This is a genomic window from Bacillus sp. FJAT-25509, from assembly GCF_001420605.1.
GTDB lineage: Bacteria > Bacillota > Bacilli > Bacillales > Bacillaceae_G > Gottfriedia.
This window is the reverse complement of sequence record NZ_LJIZ01000003.1, coordinates 458,355-474,273: the sequence shown is the minus strand read 5'-3', so window position 1 is coordinate 474,273 and position 15,919 is coordinate 458,355. Positions and strand designations below refer to the sequence as shown.

16 protein-coding genes and 2 pseudogenes are annotated in these 15,919 nt (G+C 30.9%); 15 read left to right on the top strand and 3 right to left on the bottom strand.

From position 1 onward, the window contains the following. Window positions 1-4 precede the first annotated feature (4 nt). The 7 genes and pseudogenes from thyA (AN960_RS02650) to AN960_RS02620 all read left to right on the top strand — a co-directional run. A pseudogene (thyA, locus tag AN960_RS02650) lies at window positions 5-502 on the top strand (thymidylate synthase); the annotation flags it as partial. 108 nt (window positions 503-610) lie between these two features. After that, the gene (locus AN960_RS02645; protein ID WP_056466394.1) at window positions 611-949 is read left to right on the top strand and encodes a GIY-YIG nuclease family protein; all 339 of its coding nucleotides are present in this window, start codon (window positions 611-613) and stop codon (window positions 947-949) included. A gap of 29 nt (window positions 950-978) precedes the next feature. Then, entirely contained in the window at window positions 979-1,398 is a 420-nt protein-coding gene (locus tag AN960_RS02640; RefSeq protein WP_056466392.1) for an NUMOD3 domain-containing DNA-binding protein, read from the top strand. A gap of 164 nt (window positions 1,399-1,562) precedes the next feature. Then, window positions 1,563-1,859: pseudogene (thyA, locus tag AN960_RS02635) on the top strand (thymidylate synthase); the annotation flags it as partial. Next, the gene (locus AN960_RS02630) at window positions 1,856-2,338 is read left to right on the top strand and encodes a dihydrofolate reductase (RefSeq protein ID WP_056466389.1); all 483 of its coding nucleotides are present in this window, start codon (window positions 1,856-1,858) and stop codon (window positions 2,336-2,338) included. The pseudogene thyA (AN960_RS02635) and the gene AN960_RS02630, both read left to right, overlap by 4 nt. A 110-nt stretch (window positions 2,339-2,448) precedes the next feature. Then, a complete protein-coding gene (locus tag AN960_RS02625; RefSeq protein ID WP_056466385.1) occupies window positions 2,449-3,105 on the top strand; it encodes an FMN-dependent NADH-azoreductase in 657 nt (218 codons plus the stop codon). Between the two features lie 148 nt (window positions 3,106-3,253). Further along, on the top strand, window positions 3,254-3,958 hold the full coding sequence (locus tag AN960_RS02620) for a lysophospholipid acyltransferase family protein (RefSeq protein WP_056466382.1): 705 nt from the start codon (window positions 3,254-3,256) through the stop codon (window positions 3,956-3,958). Window positions 3,959-3,996: 38 nt separating this feature from the next. On the opposite strand, the gene trhA is transcribed toward AN960_RS02620, so the two are convergent. Beyond that, complete coding sequence (gene trhA / locus AN960_RS02615; protein ID WP_056466379.1) at window positions 3,997-4,623, bottom strand: PAQR family membrane homeostasis protein TrhA; 627 nt, start codon at window positions 4,621-4,623, stop codon at window positions 3,997-3,999. A gap of 201 nt (window positions 4,624-4,824) precedes the next feature. On the opposite strand from trhA, the gene iadA reads away from it, so the two are divergent. From iadA to AN960_RS02595, 4 genes are all read left to right on the top strand, one after another. Beyond that, a complete protein-coding gene (gene iadA, locus AN960_RS02610) occupies window positions 4,825-5,997 on the top strand; it encodes a beta-aspartyl-peptidase (RefSeq protein ID WP_056466375.1) in 1,173 nt (390 codons plus the stop codon). 387 nt (window positions 5,998-6,384) lie between these two features. After that, window positions 6,385-7,434 (top strand): BMP family lipoprotein, encoded by a 1,050-nt coding sequence (locus tag AN960_RS02605; RefSeq protein ID WP_056466372.1) that lies wholly within the window; start codon window positions 6,385-6,387, stop codon window positions 7,432-7,434. Window positions 7,435-7,610: 176 nt separating this feature from the next. Beyond that, complete coding sequence (locus AN960_RS02600) at window positions 7,611-7,796, top strand: twin-arginine translocase TatA/TatE family subunit (protein WP_056467043.1); 186 nt, start codon at window positions 7,611-7,613, stop codon at window positions 7,794-7,796. A 251-nt stretch (window positions 7,797-8,047) separates the two neighbouring features. Continuing rightward, entirely contained in the window at window positions 8,048-8,890 is an 843-nt protein-coding gene (locus AN960_RS02595) for a DegV family protein (protein WP_056466368.1), read from the top strand. Window positions 8,891-8,922: 32 nt separating this feature from the next. Here the strand turns inward: AN960_RS02595 and AN960_RS02590 are convergent, their stop codons facing one another. Beyond that, on the bottom strand, window positions 8,923-9,873 hold the full coding sequence (locus AN960_RS02590; RefSeq protein WP_056466365.1) for an MBL fold metallo-hydrolase: 951 nt from the start codon (window positions 9,871-9,873) through the stop codon (window positions 8,923-8,925). A 171-nt stretch (window positions 9,874-10,044) separates the two neighbouring features. Here AN960_RS02590 and AN960_RS02585 point away from each other — a divergent pair, with 171 nt between their 5' ends. Further along, window positions 10,045-10,629, top strand: coding sequence for an SCO family protein (locus AN960_RS02585; RefSeq protein WP_056466362.1), 585 nt, complete (start codon window positions 10,045-10,047; stop codon window positions 10,627-10,629). A gap of 136 nt (window positions 10,630-10,765) precedes the next feature. Here AN960_RS02585 and AN960_RS02580 read toward each other — a convergent pair whose 3' ends face one another. Continuing rightward, the gene (locus AN960_RS02580) at window positions 10,766-11,251 is read right to left on the bottom strand and encodes an Hsp20/alpha crystallin family protein (RefSeq protein ID WP_056466359.1); all 486 of its coding nucleotides are present in this window, start codon (window positions 11,249-11,251) and stop codon (window positions 10,766-10,768) included. Between the two features lie 158 nt (window positions 11,252-11,409). Between AN960_RS02580 and AN960_RS02575 the strand changes: the two genes are divergently transcribed. The 3 genes from AN960_RS02575 to AN960_RS02565 all read left to right on the top strand — a co-directional run bounded on the left by AN960_RS02575 (window position 11,410) and on the right by AN960_RS02565 (window position 15,849). After that, window positions 11,410-11,895, top strand: a complete 486-nt coding sequence (locus tag AN960_RS02575; protein WP_056466356.1) for a GNAT family N-acetyltransferase — start codon at window positions 11,410-11,412, stop codon at window positions 11,893-11,895. Between the two features lie 179 nt (window positions 11,896-12,074). Then, window positions 12,075-13,988 (top strand): DUF8727 domain-containing protein, encoded by a 1,914-nt coding sequence (locus tag AN960_RS02570; RefSeq protein WP_156339598.1) that lies wholly within the window; start codon window positions 12,075-12,077, stop codon window positions 13,986-13,988. Then, window positions 13,978-15,849, top strand: a complete 1,872-nt coding sequence (locus AN960_RS02565; protein WP_056466348.1) for a hypothetical protein — start codon at window positions 13,978-13,980, stop codon at window positions 15,847-15,849. Before AN960_RS02570 ends, AN960_RS02565 begins: the two co-directional genes overlap by 11 nt. Window positions 15,850-15,919 lie beyond the last annotated feature (70 nt).

Sequence of the window (15,919 nt, the reverse complement as noted above, 5' to 3'; positions counted from 1 at the left end):
TAATATGAAGCAATACTTAGATTTATGTAAACACGTATTAGACAATGGCATGACAAAAACAGACCGTACTGGAACAGGAACAATTAGTACATTCGGTTATCAAATGCGATTTAATCTTCAAGATGGCTTTCCTTTAGTGACAACAAAGAAAGTTCATTTAAAATCAATTATTCATGAATTATTATGGTTTTTAAAAGGCGACACTAATATTCAATATTTAAAAGAAAATGGTGTTCGTATTTGGAATGAGTGGGCAGATGAAAATGGGAATTTGGGCCCTGTATATGGTGAACAATGGAGATCATGGAAAGCCGCTGACGGCTCAACAATTGATCAAATTACTGATGTAATTAATCAAATAAAAACAAATCCAGATTCTCGAAGAATGATTGTTTCTGCGTGGAATGTTGGAGAACTTGATAAGATGGCATTAGCACCATGTCATTGTTTTTTCCAATTTTATGTGAATGATGGAAAACTTTCTTGTCAGCTTTATCAGCGTTAATTCTGAGCGCCTTTACAGAGTAATCTGTATCGAAAACCTTGCTAAACGGGGAAACTCTTAAATAAAGACAATCCCGTGCTAAATTTATTCTTTGTAGGTGGTTTTATGAAATATAAATCTGGAGTTTATAAAATTATTAATAAAATCACCGGAAAATATTATATTGGACAATCTATAGAAATTGAGAAACGTTTTTGGAGACATAAATATGAATTATTGCGAAATATTCATCATTGTTTACATCTTCAAAGATCTTGGAACAAATATGGAGAAGAAGCTTTTATATTTAAGATATATAAAGAGTGTGAAAAAGATGAAGCGGCTACCATTGAACAAAATTTCTTAGATAATGAAAAGGTAAATCTATATAATACAAGTGATCAAGTATCTGGCGGTGATTTAATTTCCAGTCATCCTAATCGGGAAAATATAATAAAAAATTAACAACTACAAATAAGAAACGTTATGCTAAAATGACCGAGAAGGAAAGAAAAGAGAAATATGGCAGAAAAGGAATAGAAAATGGTATGTATGGCCGTACTCATACAAAAGAAGTTAAAGAGAGAATATCACAACTTAACAAAGGTCAATCTCGAAACATAGGAATTAAAAGGTCAATTGAACAAAGAAAAAGGCTTTCAGAGATTGCTACTTTAAGAACTGGTGAAAAAAATCCGTTTTTTGGCCGAAAGCATTCCGATGAAGTAAAAAGAAAGCTTTCTGAACAAAAGAAAGGAAAAAAACCTCTTAACTCTAGAATAGTCATTATTGATGGCGTTGAGTATGAAAGTATAACTGAAGCTTCCAGGCAATTAAATGTAGTTCCAGCTACAATAATTTATAGAATTAAGTCCAAAAATAATAAATTTGATAACTACAACTACAAAGAATAATAAATGCCTAACGACTATCCAAATATGGAGTAGGGTGCAAGTGATTGGCACCCGAAATGCAAGGGACCTTATATGAGGTCGTGATATAGTCTCATCTGCATGGTGACATGCAGCAGTTCTTTTAAAGAACGGGCCAAGCGTAACGAACTTGGTTGAAGATTTTGTCAGCTGACATTTTCCTAGGAGTTCCATTTAATATCGCATCTTATGCACTATTAACAATGATGATTGCTCAAGTATGTGATTTAGAATTAGGTGATTTTGTGCATACGCTTGGAGATGCGCATATTTATACAAATCATCTTGATCAAATTAATTTACAACTTTCAAGAGAGCCTCATAAATTACCAAAAATGAAGTTAAATAATGAAATTAAAAACATTTTTGAATTTAAATATGAAGATTTTACATTAGAAGATTATGAATGCCATCCTGCGATCAAAGGGGTAGTAAGTGTATGATTGCTGCATTAGTTGCGATGTCAGAAAACAATGTGATCGGTTTAAATAATAAAATGCCTTGGCATCTTCCACAGGAGCTTGCTTATTTTAAGAAAGTAACTACTGGATATACAATTATTATGGGAAGAAAAACCTTTGATTCAATTGGTAGACCACTTCCAAACCGAGAAAATATCGTTGTGACAAGACAAAAGGAGTTTCATGCAGAAGGTGTTACAGTCATTAATGATGTTATAAGTTATGTTGAAGAAAATAAAAATAAAGATTTATTTATTATTGGTGGAGCGGAAATTTTTAATTTAACTTTCCCATATTTAGACACACTTTATATTACTGAAATTGAACATAACTTTGAAGGTGACACTTTCTTTCCAAATTTTTCAAAGGAAGAATGGAATGTTAAATCTGTATCTGATGTACAAGTCGATGAAAAATCAAAAATTAAATTTAGATATTTTGTTTATGAAAAAAAGTGTTGACATCTTGAATTAGAGATATTATTATGAGGTTAAGGGATTTATTTATCCCTTAATTTTTAATAATAAATCTCGAATTAAAGATAAACGAAACTGAGAGGAAGATGTTTAAGATGAAAAAATTACTTTATATTACTGCAAATCCAAATGCAATTGAAAATTCATTTGGTCTATCTGTAGGGGAAGCATTTATTAATGAATACAAAAAAGCAAATCCTGAAAATGAAGTTGTTCATTTTGATTTATTTAAAGAAAATGTTCCTATGTTAGATGGAAATGTATTTGATGCGTGGGGCAAATTAGGAAACGGTACTGCTTTTGAAGAATTAAGTGCTGATCAACAAGCTACTTTAGCTGCTATGAATCGTAACTTAGAAATTTTCACTCAAGCTGATGAGTATGTATTTGTTACACCATTCTGGAACTTTAGTTTCCCATCAGTAGTAAAAAACTTTATTGATAATATCTCAATTGCTGGCAAAACATTTAAATATACTGAAAATGGTCCAGTTGGTTTACTTGAGAATAAAAAAGCTTTACACATTCAAGCAAGTGGTGGCGTTTATTCAGAAGGTCCTGCAACTGGAATTAACTTCTCTAGCCCATACTTAACAAGTATTTTAAACTTTGTAGGTGTTACTGATGTAACTACATTATTCGTAGAAGGTATGGCTGCAATGCCAGATAAAGCACAAGAAATTAAAGCTAATGCAATTGAAAAAGCTAAAGTTCTTGCTGCAGAATTCAGTGGTGCAAAAGTTTCGAACTAAAGATTCACTATATTAAGGAATCGGCTAATACAAGCCGATTCTTTTTTTTGTGATTCTCGTTTTATAACATAATCAGGATGGATAATACTTTTCAAGTGGTTGGGCATTTTGTATAATAATTAACATACTCAATTATCGGAGGATTAATATGTTTCGCACAATATTTGCTGCAACACGCATTGTCATTGGTGTAATTGAAGCAAAGCTAAAATTATCATCAGTAAAAAAAATACCAAAAGAATTACCTGTACATGAGCAAGACCGTTTAATGCACCAATTTCCAGATTATTTCGGGAAAATGATGATTGGTTGTACTGGTAGTAAAGTTAAGGTTGAAGGAATCGAAAATATTCCTAGAGATCAAGGTGTCCTATTTGTAAGTAATCATCAAAGTAATTTTGATATTCCACTATTATTAGGATATTTAGAAAAACCTATTGGATTCATTGCAAAAATCGAACTAAAAAAACTGCCGATTGTACCTGACTGGATGGATCAAATGCATAGTGTATTTATGGACAGAAGTGATCGAAGACAGTCACTTAAAGCTATAAAAGAAGGCGTTGATAAACTGAAAAACGGCCATTCATTAGTAGTTTTTCCAGAAGGAACTAGAAGTAAGGGTAGTCAAATGGGGGAATTTAAATCAGGAAGCCTTCATTTAGCAACGAAGTCAGGGGTTCCAGTTATCCCTGTAAGAATTGAAGGGACCTATAATATTTTAGAAGCTAATGGTAATCGAATTAAACCAGCAAATGTTACACTTAAAGTATTTCCACCAATTTATCCTGAACAAATTGGAATGACAGATGCCAAAGAATTAACTAACTATATTAAAGAGATTATTGAATAATAAAACTAAAAGCGCTCATTTGAAATGAAGCGCTTTTTTTAAACTACAAATTTAAATATACAAAAATACATAGATGCACTACCTAATAATACAAATAAATGCCATATTGCATGACTATATGGCCAGCGTTTGACTAGAAAAAAAATTGTACCAATCGAATAAAATAGCCCGCCTAATAATAAGTAGAAAAATCCTATTCCAGATAGGCCTACATAAATAGGTTTAATTGCGAACATCATTAACCAACCCATAATTAAATAAACAATGGTTGAAAATAATTCAAATCGATTAACATAGATAAATTTAAAGACTACTCCCGAAACTGCCAAACCCCAAATAATGGTAAATAATGACCAGCCAATCTTTCCTCTTAATGTTACGAGTAAAAATGGAGTATAAGTTCCAGCGATTAATAAATAAATTGCAGAGTGATCTAAAATTGTAAATAGTCTAATTAATTTTGGGTCTCTGACGCTATGAAGTAATGTTGAGCAAATATAAAGTAGCAACATAGACAAACCAAAGACTGTAAAGGAAATTAAATGCCAAGGTGTCCCTTTATTAATAGCCTTATTAATTAAATAATATAGTGCTGGGATACTCAGTATTGCACCAATCCCATGAGTAATAGCATTTGCTAATTCTTCTTTCATTGCTCTACTCATAAAAATGCCTCCTATTTTAATTGAATCATTTTTAACTATGAGAGTATTATGAACAAATCTAGAGATTTAATGTTTTCAATATTTTATAGCTGTATGTATATTTTGATAGATCATTTTAACAGTTACTAAAAAGGAACGATTCATAACAGAGAAAGATATGGTAAGCTGAAATTAAACAAAATTATCTAATCGGAGGTATATATGTTACTCATAAAAAATGGTGAAATATTTACACCAAAGTCGATAGGTAAAAACGATATTTTAATATCGAATGAAAAAATTGAGCATATTCATGAAGAAATAGACATTACCTCAACTTCAACTTCGGTACCTATACAAATATTTGATGCATCTGCCTACTATATTGTGCCTGGCTTCATTGATGCACATGTTCATCTTATTGGTGGTGGAGGGGAAGGTGGCTTTAAAACAAGAACTCCAGAATTATTGTTGTCTGATTGTATTAAAGGAGGAATTACCACCGTAGTAGGAGTCATAGGAACAGATGGAACAACAAGAACTATGACTAGCCTACTAGCAAAATGTAGAGCATTGGAAGAAGAGGGAATAACTTCATTTGTCTATACGGGCTCATACCAAACACCTGTCAAAACGTTATTTTCTAAAATTGAAGAAGACATCATTCTAATTGATAAGATTATCGGTGTAGGTGAAATAGCCATTTCGGACCATCGATCATCTCAACCGACAAAGGAAGAATTTGCAAGAATAGCTGCACAAGCTCGAAATGGGGGCTTACTTTCAGGAAAGTCCGGCGTTGTGAATGTACATATAGGAGATAGTAAAAAAATGCTGTCAATGATCGAGGAGATTGTCGAAGAAACCGAATTACCAATTACACAATTTTACCCAACACATATTAACCGCAATAGCTATTTATTTGAAGCAGGAATTAACTTTGCTAAAAAAGGAGGGTTTGTTGACTTTACAACTAGCTCAATCCCACACTTTTTGAATAATGGTGAAGTGAAATGTAGTGTAGGGTTGAAAAGAATGCTCAATTCAGGTGTTAGCATTGATCAAATCACGTTTACATCTGATGGACAAGGTAGTCTACCCGATTTTGATGAAAACGGAATACTCCGAGGCATGAAGGTTGGAAGAGTAAGCAGTTTATTTAACGAAGTAAAAGACGCAATTTTAATTGAAGGCATCAAGATTGAAGATGCAATTAGCGTAATCACTAAAAACCCAGCCAATATATTAAAATTACAAAAAGGCCAAATCAAAAATGGATTCGATGCAGATTTAGTCTTCCTAAATAAATCCACACTAGAAATTGAAGCAGTTATTTCAAAAGGAAAAATTATGATGCAAGATAAAGAGGTTTTAGTAAAAGGAACATTTGAATGAGATAGGATTAAGAATAACAGGAATTATTATTTATTCCCTGCTTTTCTGATTGTAGAAATTTTAAACGGTCAAGACTCCTTTGGAAAATGCGGGAAGGCTGAGACCCCGCAGGAACGAATGTGACGAGGAGGCTCAGGTCTCGCCCCATTGAAAGCGAGCATGCTGTAGTGGAAATCAACATCACTCTACTCCTTTTACGAAAATTCGAGAATTAAATAATAAGAATGTTTATCAGCAACGTGAAAGCAGGAAGTACAAAGTACTACCTGCTTTTTAAATTTTAAATCCCCAAAACCCTCATTTTCCTAATCCATCTTCTTTTCAACGAATAAAACAATAATCGAAAATTCATACTAGAAATAATTGTATTCGAATGAGGTGAATGATTTGTATATAAAAAAGACTGCATTAATCTTAGTTTCGATAATTGCAGTCGTTATTTCGGCTTGCAGCAGCAATAATCAAGATTCTAGTAATACGTTCAAAATAGGAATCGTCTCAAATTCAAATGGAAAAAATAACAGTTATTTAAACTCAAGTGCAATGAAAGGTATTACTAAATTTGCAAAAGAGGAAAATTTAAAAAAAGATCAGAATTATAAATACATTACAACAAGTAGTACAAAAAGTTTTGAAAAGAAAATTACTAAAATGGCTGATTCAAATTATGATTTAATAATTGGAATAGGTAATAATTTATCTTCTGTATTAAATAAGGTTGCAGAAAACAATAAGAGTACGAAATTTGGTGTGATTGATTCAAGGGTTGACCAACCAAATGTAATTAGTATTAATTTTACTGAACAAGACGGAAGTTTTTTAGCAGGTGTAATAGCAGCAATGAAAACAAAAACCAAAAAAGTTGGATTTATCGGTGGGGACGACAATGAAATTATTAACAGATATAAGTATGGGTTTATTTCTGGAGTAAAATCAGTAAATAAAGAAATTGAAGTTCTAACTGCGTATTCAAATACGTTTAATGACCCTAAAATAGGTTCAAGAATAGCAAACGACTTTTTTATGAAAGATGTAGATATTATTTTTCCAGTAACGGGTTTAACAAGTAAAGGCGTATTTACAACTGCAAAAAAGGTTAGAAGATCAAATCAAAGAGAAGTATGGGTAATAGGAGCTGACCGCAATGAGTATAGACACGGTTTACCTGAAAACGTAACGCTCATCTCACTTGTGAAAAAAATTGATCAGGCAGTATATGATTTAGCTAAACAAACAAAATCAAATGAATTTCATGGTGGTAAAACATTAATTTATGGTTTAAATGAAGATGGTATAAAATTAATACTGGCGGATAAGAATGTTGAGGATTCAATTTTAGTAAAGGTCAATGAATATAAGGATAAGATTCAAAGTGGTTCTTTAGTGGTACCTAGTAATAAAGAAGAGTATTTACAGTTTATAGATAAATTAATTTAAATAAAAAACAAAATTAGGAAACAATAATGTTATTATGTAAACTATTAACGAATAAGTTATTAAATTTTATTAAAATTCCTTGAAATTATTTGACGAATGAACAAATTTTTGACAATATTACTATATAAGGAAAGTTTGGTACTTACTTATTAATAGTGGATGGAAGTTGGGGGAAAATAATGGCTAACATAGGCTTTCCAGGTTTAATTTTAATTTTAATTTTAGCATTAATTATATTTGGACCAAAAAAATTACCTGAAATCGGAAGAGCATTTGGAGATACACTTAGAGAATTTAAGCGTTCTACACAAGGTTTAACAAATGATCTTTTAGAAGAAAAAGACGAAAAGAACGGCAAATAAATCGGTAAAAGACTCGGTAAAAGTACCGAGTTTTTTATTTTGGAAAATTCTACAACTACTCAATATGTATTCAATAATTTCATCTTATCCTTCCTTTAAACTAAAACTCTCCTACTTGTCAATATGATTTTCAAAGAAATATTGAAATTTTAATGGAACTTTAATATTTACTGTTAACTCATAGTAAAAATGATATAATGAATTTACTTTGCAAAATTTGTAGAATTTTAGAGAAGAAAGATGTGAATTGATTGGCAAACATTAAGATTGTAACTGACTCAACGGCCGACTTATTAAAAGAAGAAATTGAAAATTTAAATATAACAGTCATTCCTTTAACAATTCAAATAAATGGTGGAACATATTTAGATGGAGTTAATATATCTCCAAAGCAATTTATTGAAGAAATGCAACAATCAGTTGAATTGCCAAAGACATCTCAACCAGCTGTAGGAAAATTTGTAGAAACATTTGAAAAATTGACAGCCGATGGCAGTAAAGTCATTTCAATTCACTTATCTAGTGGTTTAAGTGGTACTTATTCAACTGCATGTGCAGCTGCTGGGATGGTTGAAGGTGATGTAACAGTAATCGATTCAGCTTTTATTACAAGAGCAATGGCTTTTCAAGTTATCGAGGCAGCACAAATGGCTGATGAAGGATCCACTGTTGAAGACATTGTTAACCGTCTTACAGAAATTAAAAATAGTACGTATTTATATATAATGGTAGATACACTTGAAAATTTAGTTAAAGGTGGAAGAATTGGAAAAGGTAAAGCCTTCATTGGGTCATTACTAAATATTAAACCGATCGCATCACTTGAAGGGGGAGTTTATTCTCCAGTTGGTAAAGTGCGTAGCCATCAACAAGTAGTAAAAACTTTAACTAAATATTTTGAACAAGACACACTTGGAAAAGCCATAAAAGGTGTAGGGATTGCTCATGCAGATGCTACTGAGCTTGCAGAGACACTTAGAAATTCAATTCAACAACTAACGAACCTTGAATTAGATAAAACAGATTATACAACTCCAGTAATTAGCACACATACAGGTAAAGGTGCTATAGGGTTCGTTTTTTATGCTGAGTAGATTTTATATTCAACATTGGAAAAAGAAGAAGCTTAATAAATGGCTTCTTCTTTTTTATTTCTAACGGTAGAGTGATGAAATGTTTCACCTAGTAAAGAAATTTGAAGCTTTTCAGGTTTTATTTTTTTCCTTTTCCATTCAGAACATAATCGCTCTAGAGCCTCAAAAGGAGTATCGTCTGCAAGTTTAAATGTTCCGTAATGCATTGGGATAAATAACTTCGCGTTTAGATCTAAAAACGCTTGAACAGCTTCTTCTGGTGACATATGGTTGTGTTTCATAAACCATTCAGGTTCATATGCTCCGATTGGAATAATTGCTGTATCAATTTGAAATCTTTTACCGATTTCTTTGAAGCCTGAAAAATAAGCACTATCACCAACGTGATAGATACATTCTTTGGACGTTTTGAAAACAAATCCACCCCAATGTGATTTATTTCTGTCAAATAATGTTCTCTTCGTCCAATGTTGAGAAGGTACGAATGAAATATTGATCCCTAAAAGGTCTTTTGACTCCCACCAATTCATTTCATGGACATTTTTATAGCCTTTACTAACAAATTTTTGTTTTAAGCCGATCGGTAAAATAAATCGTGTTTTTTTAGGGAAGTGTCGCAATGTATTAAAATCTAGATGATCATAGTGACCATGAGAAATACAAATTATGTCAATTGGAGGTAATTCTGATATAAGTATGCCTGGTTTTGATAATCGTTTTTTTAAAGCCATTTGATTAGCATAAACAGGATCAGTTAAAATATTGACTCCATTTATTTGTATTAAAAAAGTAGAGTGTCCAATCCAAGTAATTGTTGTCTCATTACGATTTTCCTTTAAATAGGAGATTTTTTTATGACTACATTGTTGAATTACACTACTATAATCCTTTTTTGCCTTACTTCTTTCTATTCCGCATTTGATAATATCTTTAAAAGTTTTACGATAACTCGTGTCTAAATTTTCATATTTTTTATTTGCCATTATCAGTCATCCTTTCAAGATTCTTTATCAATATGTTTAGTTTAACTTTACTTTGTAAAAATATCATTTGAAAAATTTTAAATATATATGTCAATTAGTTTAAATTATTAGAAAGAAACGATCTGTTTTTGATACAATGGACAAGTACAATGCTAGCGTAGGGGGATAAGTATGAAGAGAAATACGGTATTTGTGACATTTATAATGATTTTATGCCTGGCTTTATTAAGTGGCTGTGGAAATAAAATTGAAAATCCTTTAAATTGGGATTTAGAAAAATTTACATACACTAACCAGGACGGTAAGACTTTTGGGACAAAAGACTTAAAAGGAAAAGTCTGGCTAACAGATTTTATATTTACAAGTTGTGAAACAGTTTGTCCGCCAATGACAGCAAATATGGCAAAACTTCAACAAAAGGCTGCAGAGAAGAAGTTAAATGTAGACTTCATCTCATTTAGTATTGATCCTGAAGTTGATACGCCACAATTATTAACTACATTCGCAAATAAATTTAATGCTGATTTTAGTAATTGGAATTTCTTAACGGGATATTCTCAAAAACACATTGAAAAATTTGCATCTGAAAATTTTAAAACGATTGTTAAAAAACCTGAAAACAATTCACAAGTTATCCATGGTACTAAATTTTATTTAATTGATCAAAACGGAAAAATCGTTAAAGATTATAGTGGTGTAAGTAATGTGCCATTTGATGAGATTTTATCTGATATGGAAACATTAACAGGGAAATAAAACTGCGTTTCAGTAAAAAAATTATCTATCTATTTAATAAAAAACTGAGTTTCTAAAAGATACTCAGTTTTTTTGTTTAATTTGAATTTAGTTAATTGGATTCGTTTAAGTAGTCGGTAATATGCAAAATCGTGTTTTAGTCTAAAAAGATTTGTTTTTGGTATTCAGGTAATTTTGTACCTTTTATGACAAGCATACCGTTTTCGTATGTTGCTGTTGCAGTTGTTGCATTAATTGGGTAAGGTAATTTTACAACTCTTTGGGATTGGCTATAAGAATATTTTTTATAGGAGTAATTTGATTGATCATTTTGTACTTCAGTAGTTGTATCAGATTTTAAGCCAATTGTTAAGATTGTTCCTTCAAGGTCCATATAAATTTGTTCTTTACTTACACCTGGCATACTTGCCTGAATGATTAATTCCTCACCGTTTTCAATGATTTCTACACCGATTGAGGAAAAAACTCCATGTTTATGAAAGAATTTATCAATTTCATCAAAAAGACCTCGAATTGGCGACTGATCGATTAGATCATCCACCTTTTTTAAATAATGTTGAAGATCAATAGATGAATGACTTTGCTTTTCATCTTGAGTGTTGTTATTTTCTTTTTCACTCATTTTCATACCTCCTATCATTCCGACTAACGCAGTATATGTAAGGAGCCTAAACACTGTGCATGTTTTGATGTAAGGATTTTTTATGAATAGGCATGTTGAAATTCAATTTTTGTAATGTACAATGAATGGAAAGATAAAACGCGAGAAGAGGAAGTAGAATGGAAATACTTTTTGCAACAAAAGAAGATGTACAAGAAATTGTAACAATTTATAATGATGCAATTCTAAATACTACAGCAACATTTGATATGAAAATAAAAACGGAAGAAGAAATGCAAAAATGGTTTTCCAACCATACAGATCTTTACCCGGTAATTGTTTCTAAAGATAATGGACAAGTAACTGGGTATTGTTCACTTACTCAATTTAAGGAAAAAGATGCATATAAACATACAGTTGAACTATCTGTATATATTCATCCTAATCATCGTCGTAAAGGGCTAGCGAAGGCATTAATGGTTGAAATGATTGAAACTGCTAAAAAATTAGGCCACTTTACTATTATTTCTTGTATTACTAGTGGGAATGAAGTGAGTGAAAGATTACATGAGAAATTAGGATATAAAAAGGTAGGTCATTTTTATAAAGTAGGCCAGAAATTTAATAAATGGCTAGATATCGCATATTATCAATTAATGCTATAGTACAAATCCTGTAATCTGAATGGGATACATTTTAATCGTAAAATTTTAGATTTTGTCCACACACTGAAACACTCAGGTTTAACTGGGTGTTTTTATTTGTAAAAAGGCCGTATTATTCATAATTTCTATACTATGAACGTAAAATGTAGGAGAAATGTCGGAAAGTGGGGGAAATGACTTTGAAATTAAAACGCGCATTGACCCAGAAATTAGCAAAAAAAATTCACAACTTTTTATTCCTTGGAAAAATTGTTACAGAAAGAGTAGTGGACCAAGAGAAGCAGAGCTTACTTTATTATGAAGACGAAGATCATATTCGTTTTTATATAGAGTGCTTATCTCCAATTCCATCAAAGTTAAAAACGAGTTTTTCAACTCAAGATGTTTTGTTTGTAGGGACAACTGCAAATAAAAATAATGAAAGTAAAATAAAACCACTAATTAAAAGTAAGAAAAAAGATGAGATAATTGAAGGATTAAAAAAGATTTTTGATTCTAAATTAGTCATGTTTCGTCTTGAATATGCAAATGAAGTAGTTACAGCAGATCTAGTAGAGTTTTTTGATGGGAAACGGGACACCTCCTATCATCTACTGCCTGTCATTGAACTTAGGGGAGAGGGAAAGCGTGAAGAGGTCGAAAACCGACTAATAAAAGGTTCTTTGCCAATTCATTTGCCAAAATACTTTAATGATTTTGATCAACCAGAATTTGTCTTTTATGAAAATAGACTATATGGCAATTTGTTTTTAAAATCGATGATGAATGATATTAGTTACTTAGAAAAACAAAATGAAGTTACATTTCAAGATTATGATGAAGATGAACTTAAAAAGTCATTTATTCATTTAAATCATTTAATTTATTTTATTCCCGAAAAACAATGGGAAGAGTTGAGTAAAAACTTTAAAAAAGAATGTAAAGAACTTATTTATACGCAAGAATTTACCGAGAAACAAGCATTTCCAATTGAATGGAGTAATGATACTGAAAATGCTTTTATTGAACGATTTTACCAAAATTGTTTGCAGCAAGGCTTGTTATACGAAAAAAAAGATATTATTAATTTTCATATATGTTGTAAATTTCAGGCTCTAACAATTTTAGGTGGTGTAAGTGGTACTGGGAAATCACAATTAGCACGTATATATGGTGAAACCTTAGGACTTGAATTTGGAAAGGAGTTATTATTTGTTCCAATTTCCCCGTCTTATCGAGAACATTATGATTTATTAGGTTATTTAAATCCGACTACTGGGATTTATATAGATTCTGAGACTGGATTAACAAAATTACTGATAGAGGCTGAACAATTTCCACACAGGATGTATATGGTGATATTTGATGAAATGAATCTTTCTCAAATTGAACATTGGTTTAGTAAATTTTTATCAATTTTAGAAATGCCTCAGGATAAGAGGGTCATAACCTTATTCCATGATCATAACGTAGTCATTAATCAATATTATAAGCCTAAAGTAAGAATCGGTAATAATATTATTTTTGTTGGAACAGTTAACTTTGATGAAACATCAAGTGAGTTTTCTTTAAGATTATTAGATCGTGTAAATATCATCTCACTTAGATCAACGTCATTCGTAAATTATGCAGAAAAGATGAATAACGAAAATATTTATGAAACTGTGCCACAAATTTATATTAATGCAGAAAACTTCAGTAATTGGACGAAGAAAACTTTAAGTGCATCTGAACTTACAAGTGATGAATTAAAGTTTTTTGATGAGTTTAATAAAATAGTTGAACATTCACTAAGTGAGCGAATAATCTCTCCGCGTATGATTAAAGATTTATCAAATTATTTAGCTAACATACCTACTCTTCCTTCACATATTCAATTCGAACGCAAAGAAGCGATTGATCTTTTTGTTAAGCAACGCGTATTAACTAAAGTTAGGGGATTATTTGCTAATTTAGAAGAACTAATTGGTACTGGGGAAGGGAACGAGCAGGAAGGGCTACTAAATATGGTCATGAAATCTAATTTAGGTAGATCAATTTCTGATTTTGAGTATTCGATTAAAGAATTGAAAAAGAAAAGAAAGCAACTGGAGATTGATGGATATGTCAACTAATAATAGTCCAGAAATTTTTGAGCCTCTTTATCTACCATTTACGATTGCAATTCTTGTTGGAACTAGGGGGAAAGAGGAAAAAATATCTCTTGATGCACTGACAATGAACCCAAAAGAGGCTTACTTATTTGCTTATGAAATACAAGAATTAAAAAGATTTTTATTTCAAGTCGATGGTGAGTTTGACGGTAAAATTACGTTCGTTTGGAATAATCTTTATCATTTTCAACAAGAAAACCTGGATGATCAGCAGTTTATTTTTACATCTGAAAAAAGAAAAATATTAATATATGAACATGGTAAAACCGAGAATGCATATCCTTGGAGATGCGGATATTATGAATTTTGTATTATTTATCAAGACCAACACTTTTATGGAATGATAAAAATAGTACCAAAAAATTTAGATTATGATCAATTAGAGTGGATGCATTCAACATTACATCAACAAATAAATGGAATAATGAATGACTCACAATACTTTAAAAAATCTTCCGCTTCATTTACTCAAAATGGAACAATGTATTTTTGGCCAATTATTCGATTTATCGAGTCAAATGAAGAGAGACTGCTAGTTGCAATTCAGCAATTTATTAGTAAATTAAAGCGGAAACAAAAAAAGGAATATGAATTAAAAAGGCAGGTGAAAAAATTAGATTTTAATACAATTAGATGGACCTTATTGCATCCAGCCATTTCAAATGCAACAAATTTAACAATGCAACCGGTCGTTCAAGAAGAAAATTATATAGATGAAATAAAATATGCTAAAAATAAAGTTCGTAAATTTATACTTACAATTGAAACTTTATTAACTTTTGTAAAATATGAATTAGTTAAAGACAAAAATAAAATGGATCAAATCGATTTTCAAGTGAAGGATATAGAAAAAATGATGCAGAATGTAGTTGGGAATGGCTCAATTACTGATCGAGAAAAAGCTAAATATAGACAGTCAAAAATGTTAAAAGAGCTAGAATTAGAAAAATTATCTAAAAGTGTTTCAGAAAAAGAGCGCATTACGAATTCTTTGGAAAAACTTTATGAAGTCTATTTTAGAGAATATACAATCGGAATCTTTCGAATAGCGACGGATACTGATACTTCAAAATATCCAACTAGTCCATCGAAAGTATTTTTAAATTTTATTCATTCTTTAAGCTTGTTTGATAAAAAGGTAAAGGAATACGGAAAAAAACAAATGCTTTTACCTGTCTATAAGCCAACTTTTTTACTATATGAATACTTTGTCTTTTTCTCATTATGCGATATTTTCTTAAAGCTAAAATTTAAAAATGATTCTGAACCATTAGCTGAACAGATTTTAATGCATATAAAAGACGATGAGTTAATGGATGGGGCATTTGTGTCGCTGGAAAATAAAAGTTGGATCATTAATTTAGTTTATAACGAAATTATTGAAGGAAGTCCGCAAGTATCACTGTTAAAAGGAACAAATTTTTTTAGTGGTGAAGAATCTAAAAAACCGGATATAAGATTAGATTTTTATCGAAAAAAAAATAAAGAATACGTTGCTTCGATCATTTTTGAAATTAAATATAGTCCAATGTTTAATATTTATCAACCAGTAGGGAATACAAAGGCAATGGAACAAATGTATAAATACTGGGGACTAAAGTATGTTGAACGTGTTAATGGAAAAATGACATATGTGCGAAAACCGATCAATGAAGTAATTTGTTTATATCCAGGTAGTAATGTTCATCGTAAAGTTCTTGAAGCGGGCTGTGGTACTTATATTCAGTTTTATCCTAGGAAAAAGGGTGAGGATTTTTATGAACTAATTGGTGAAAGAGAGCTAGTAGATATAATAAACAGAACACTTGAAGAACTTAAATAACCCAAATTTATACTGTATTTAGAAAGTCAACCAACCAATCTTTATGTGCCCTTTACCATTCGACGGCATA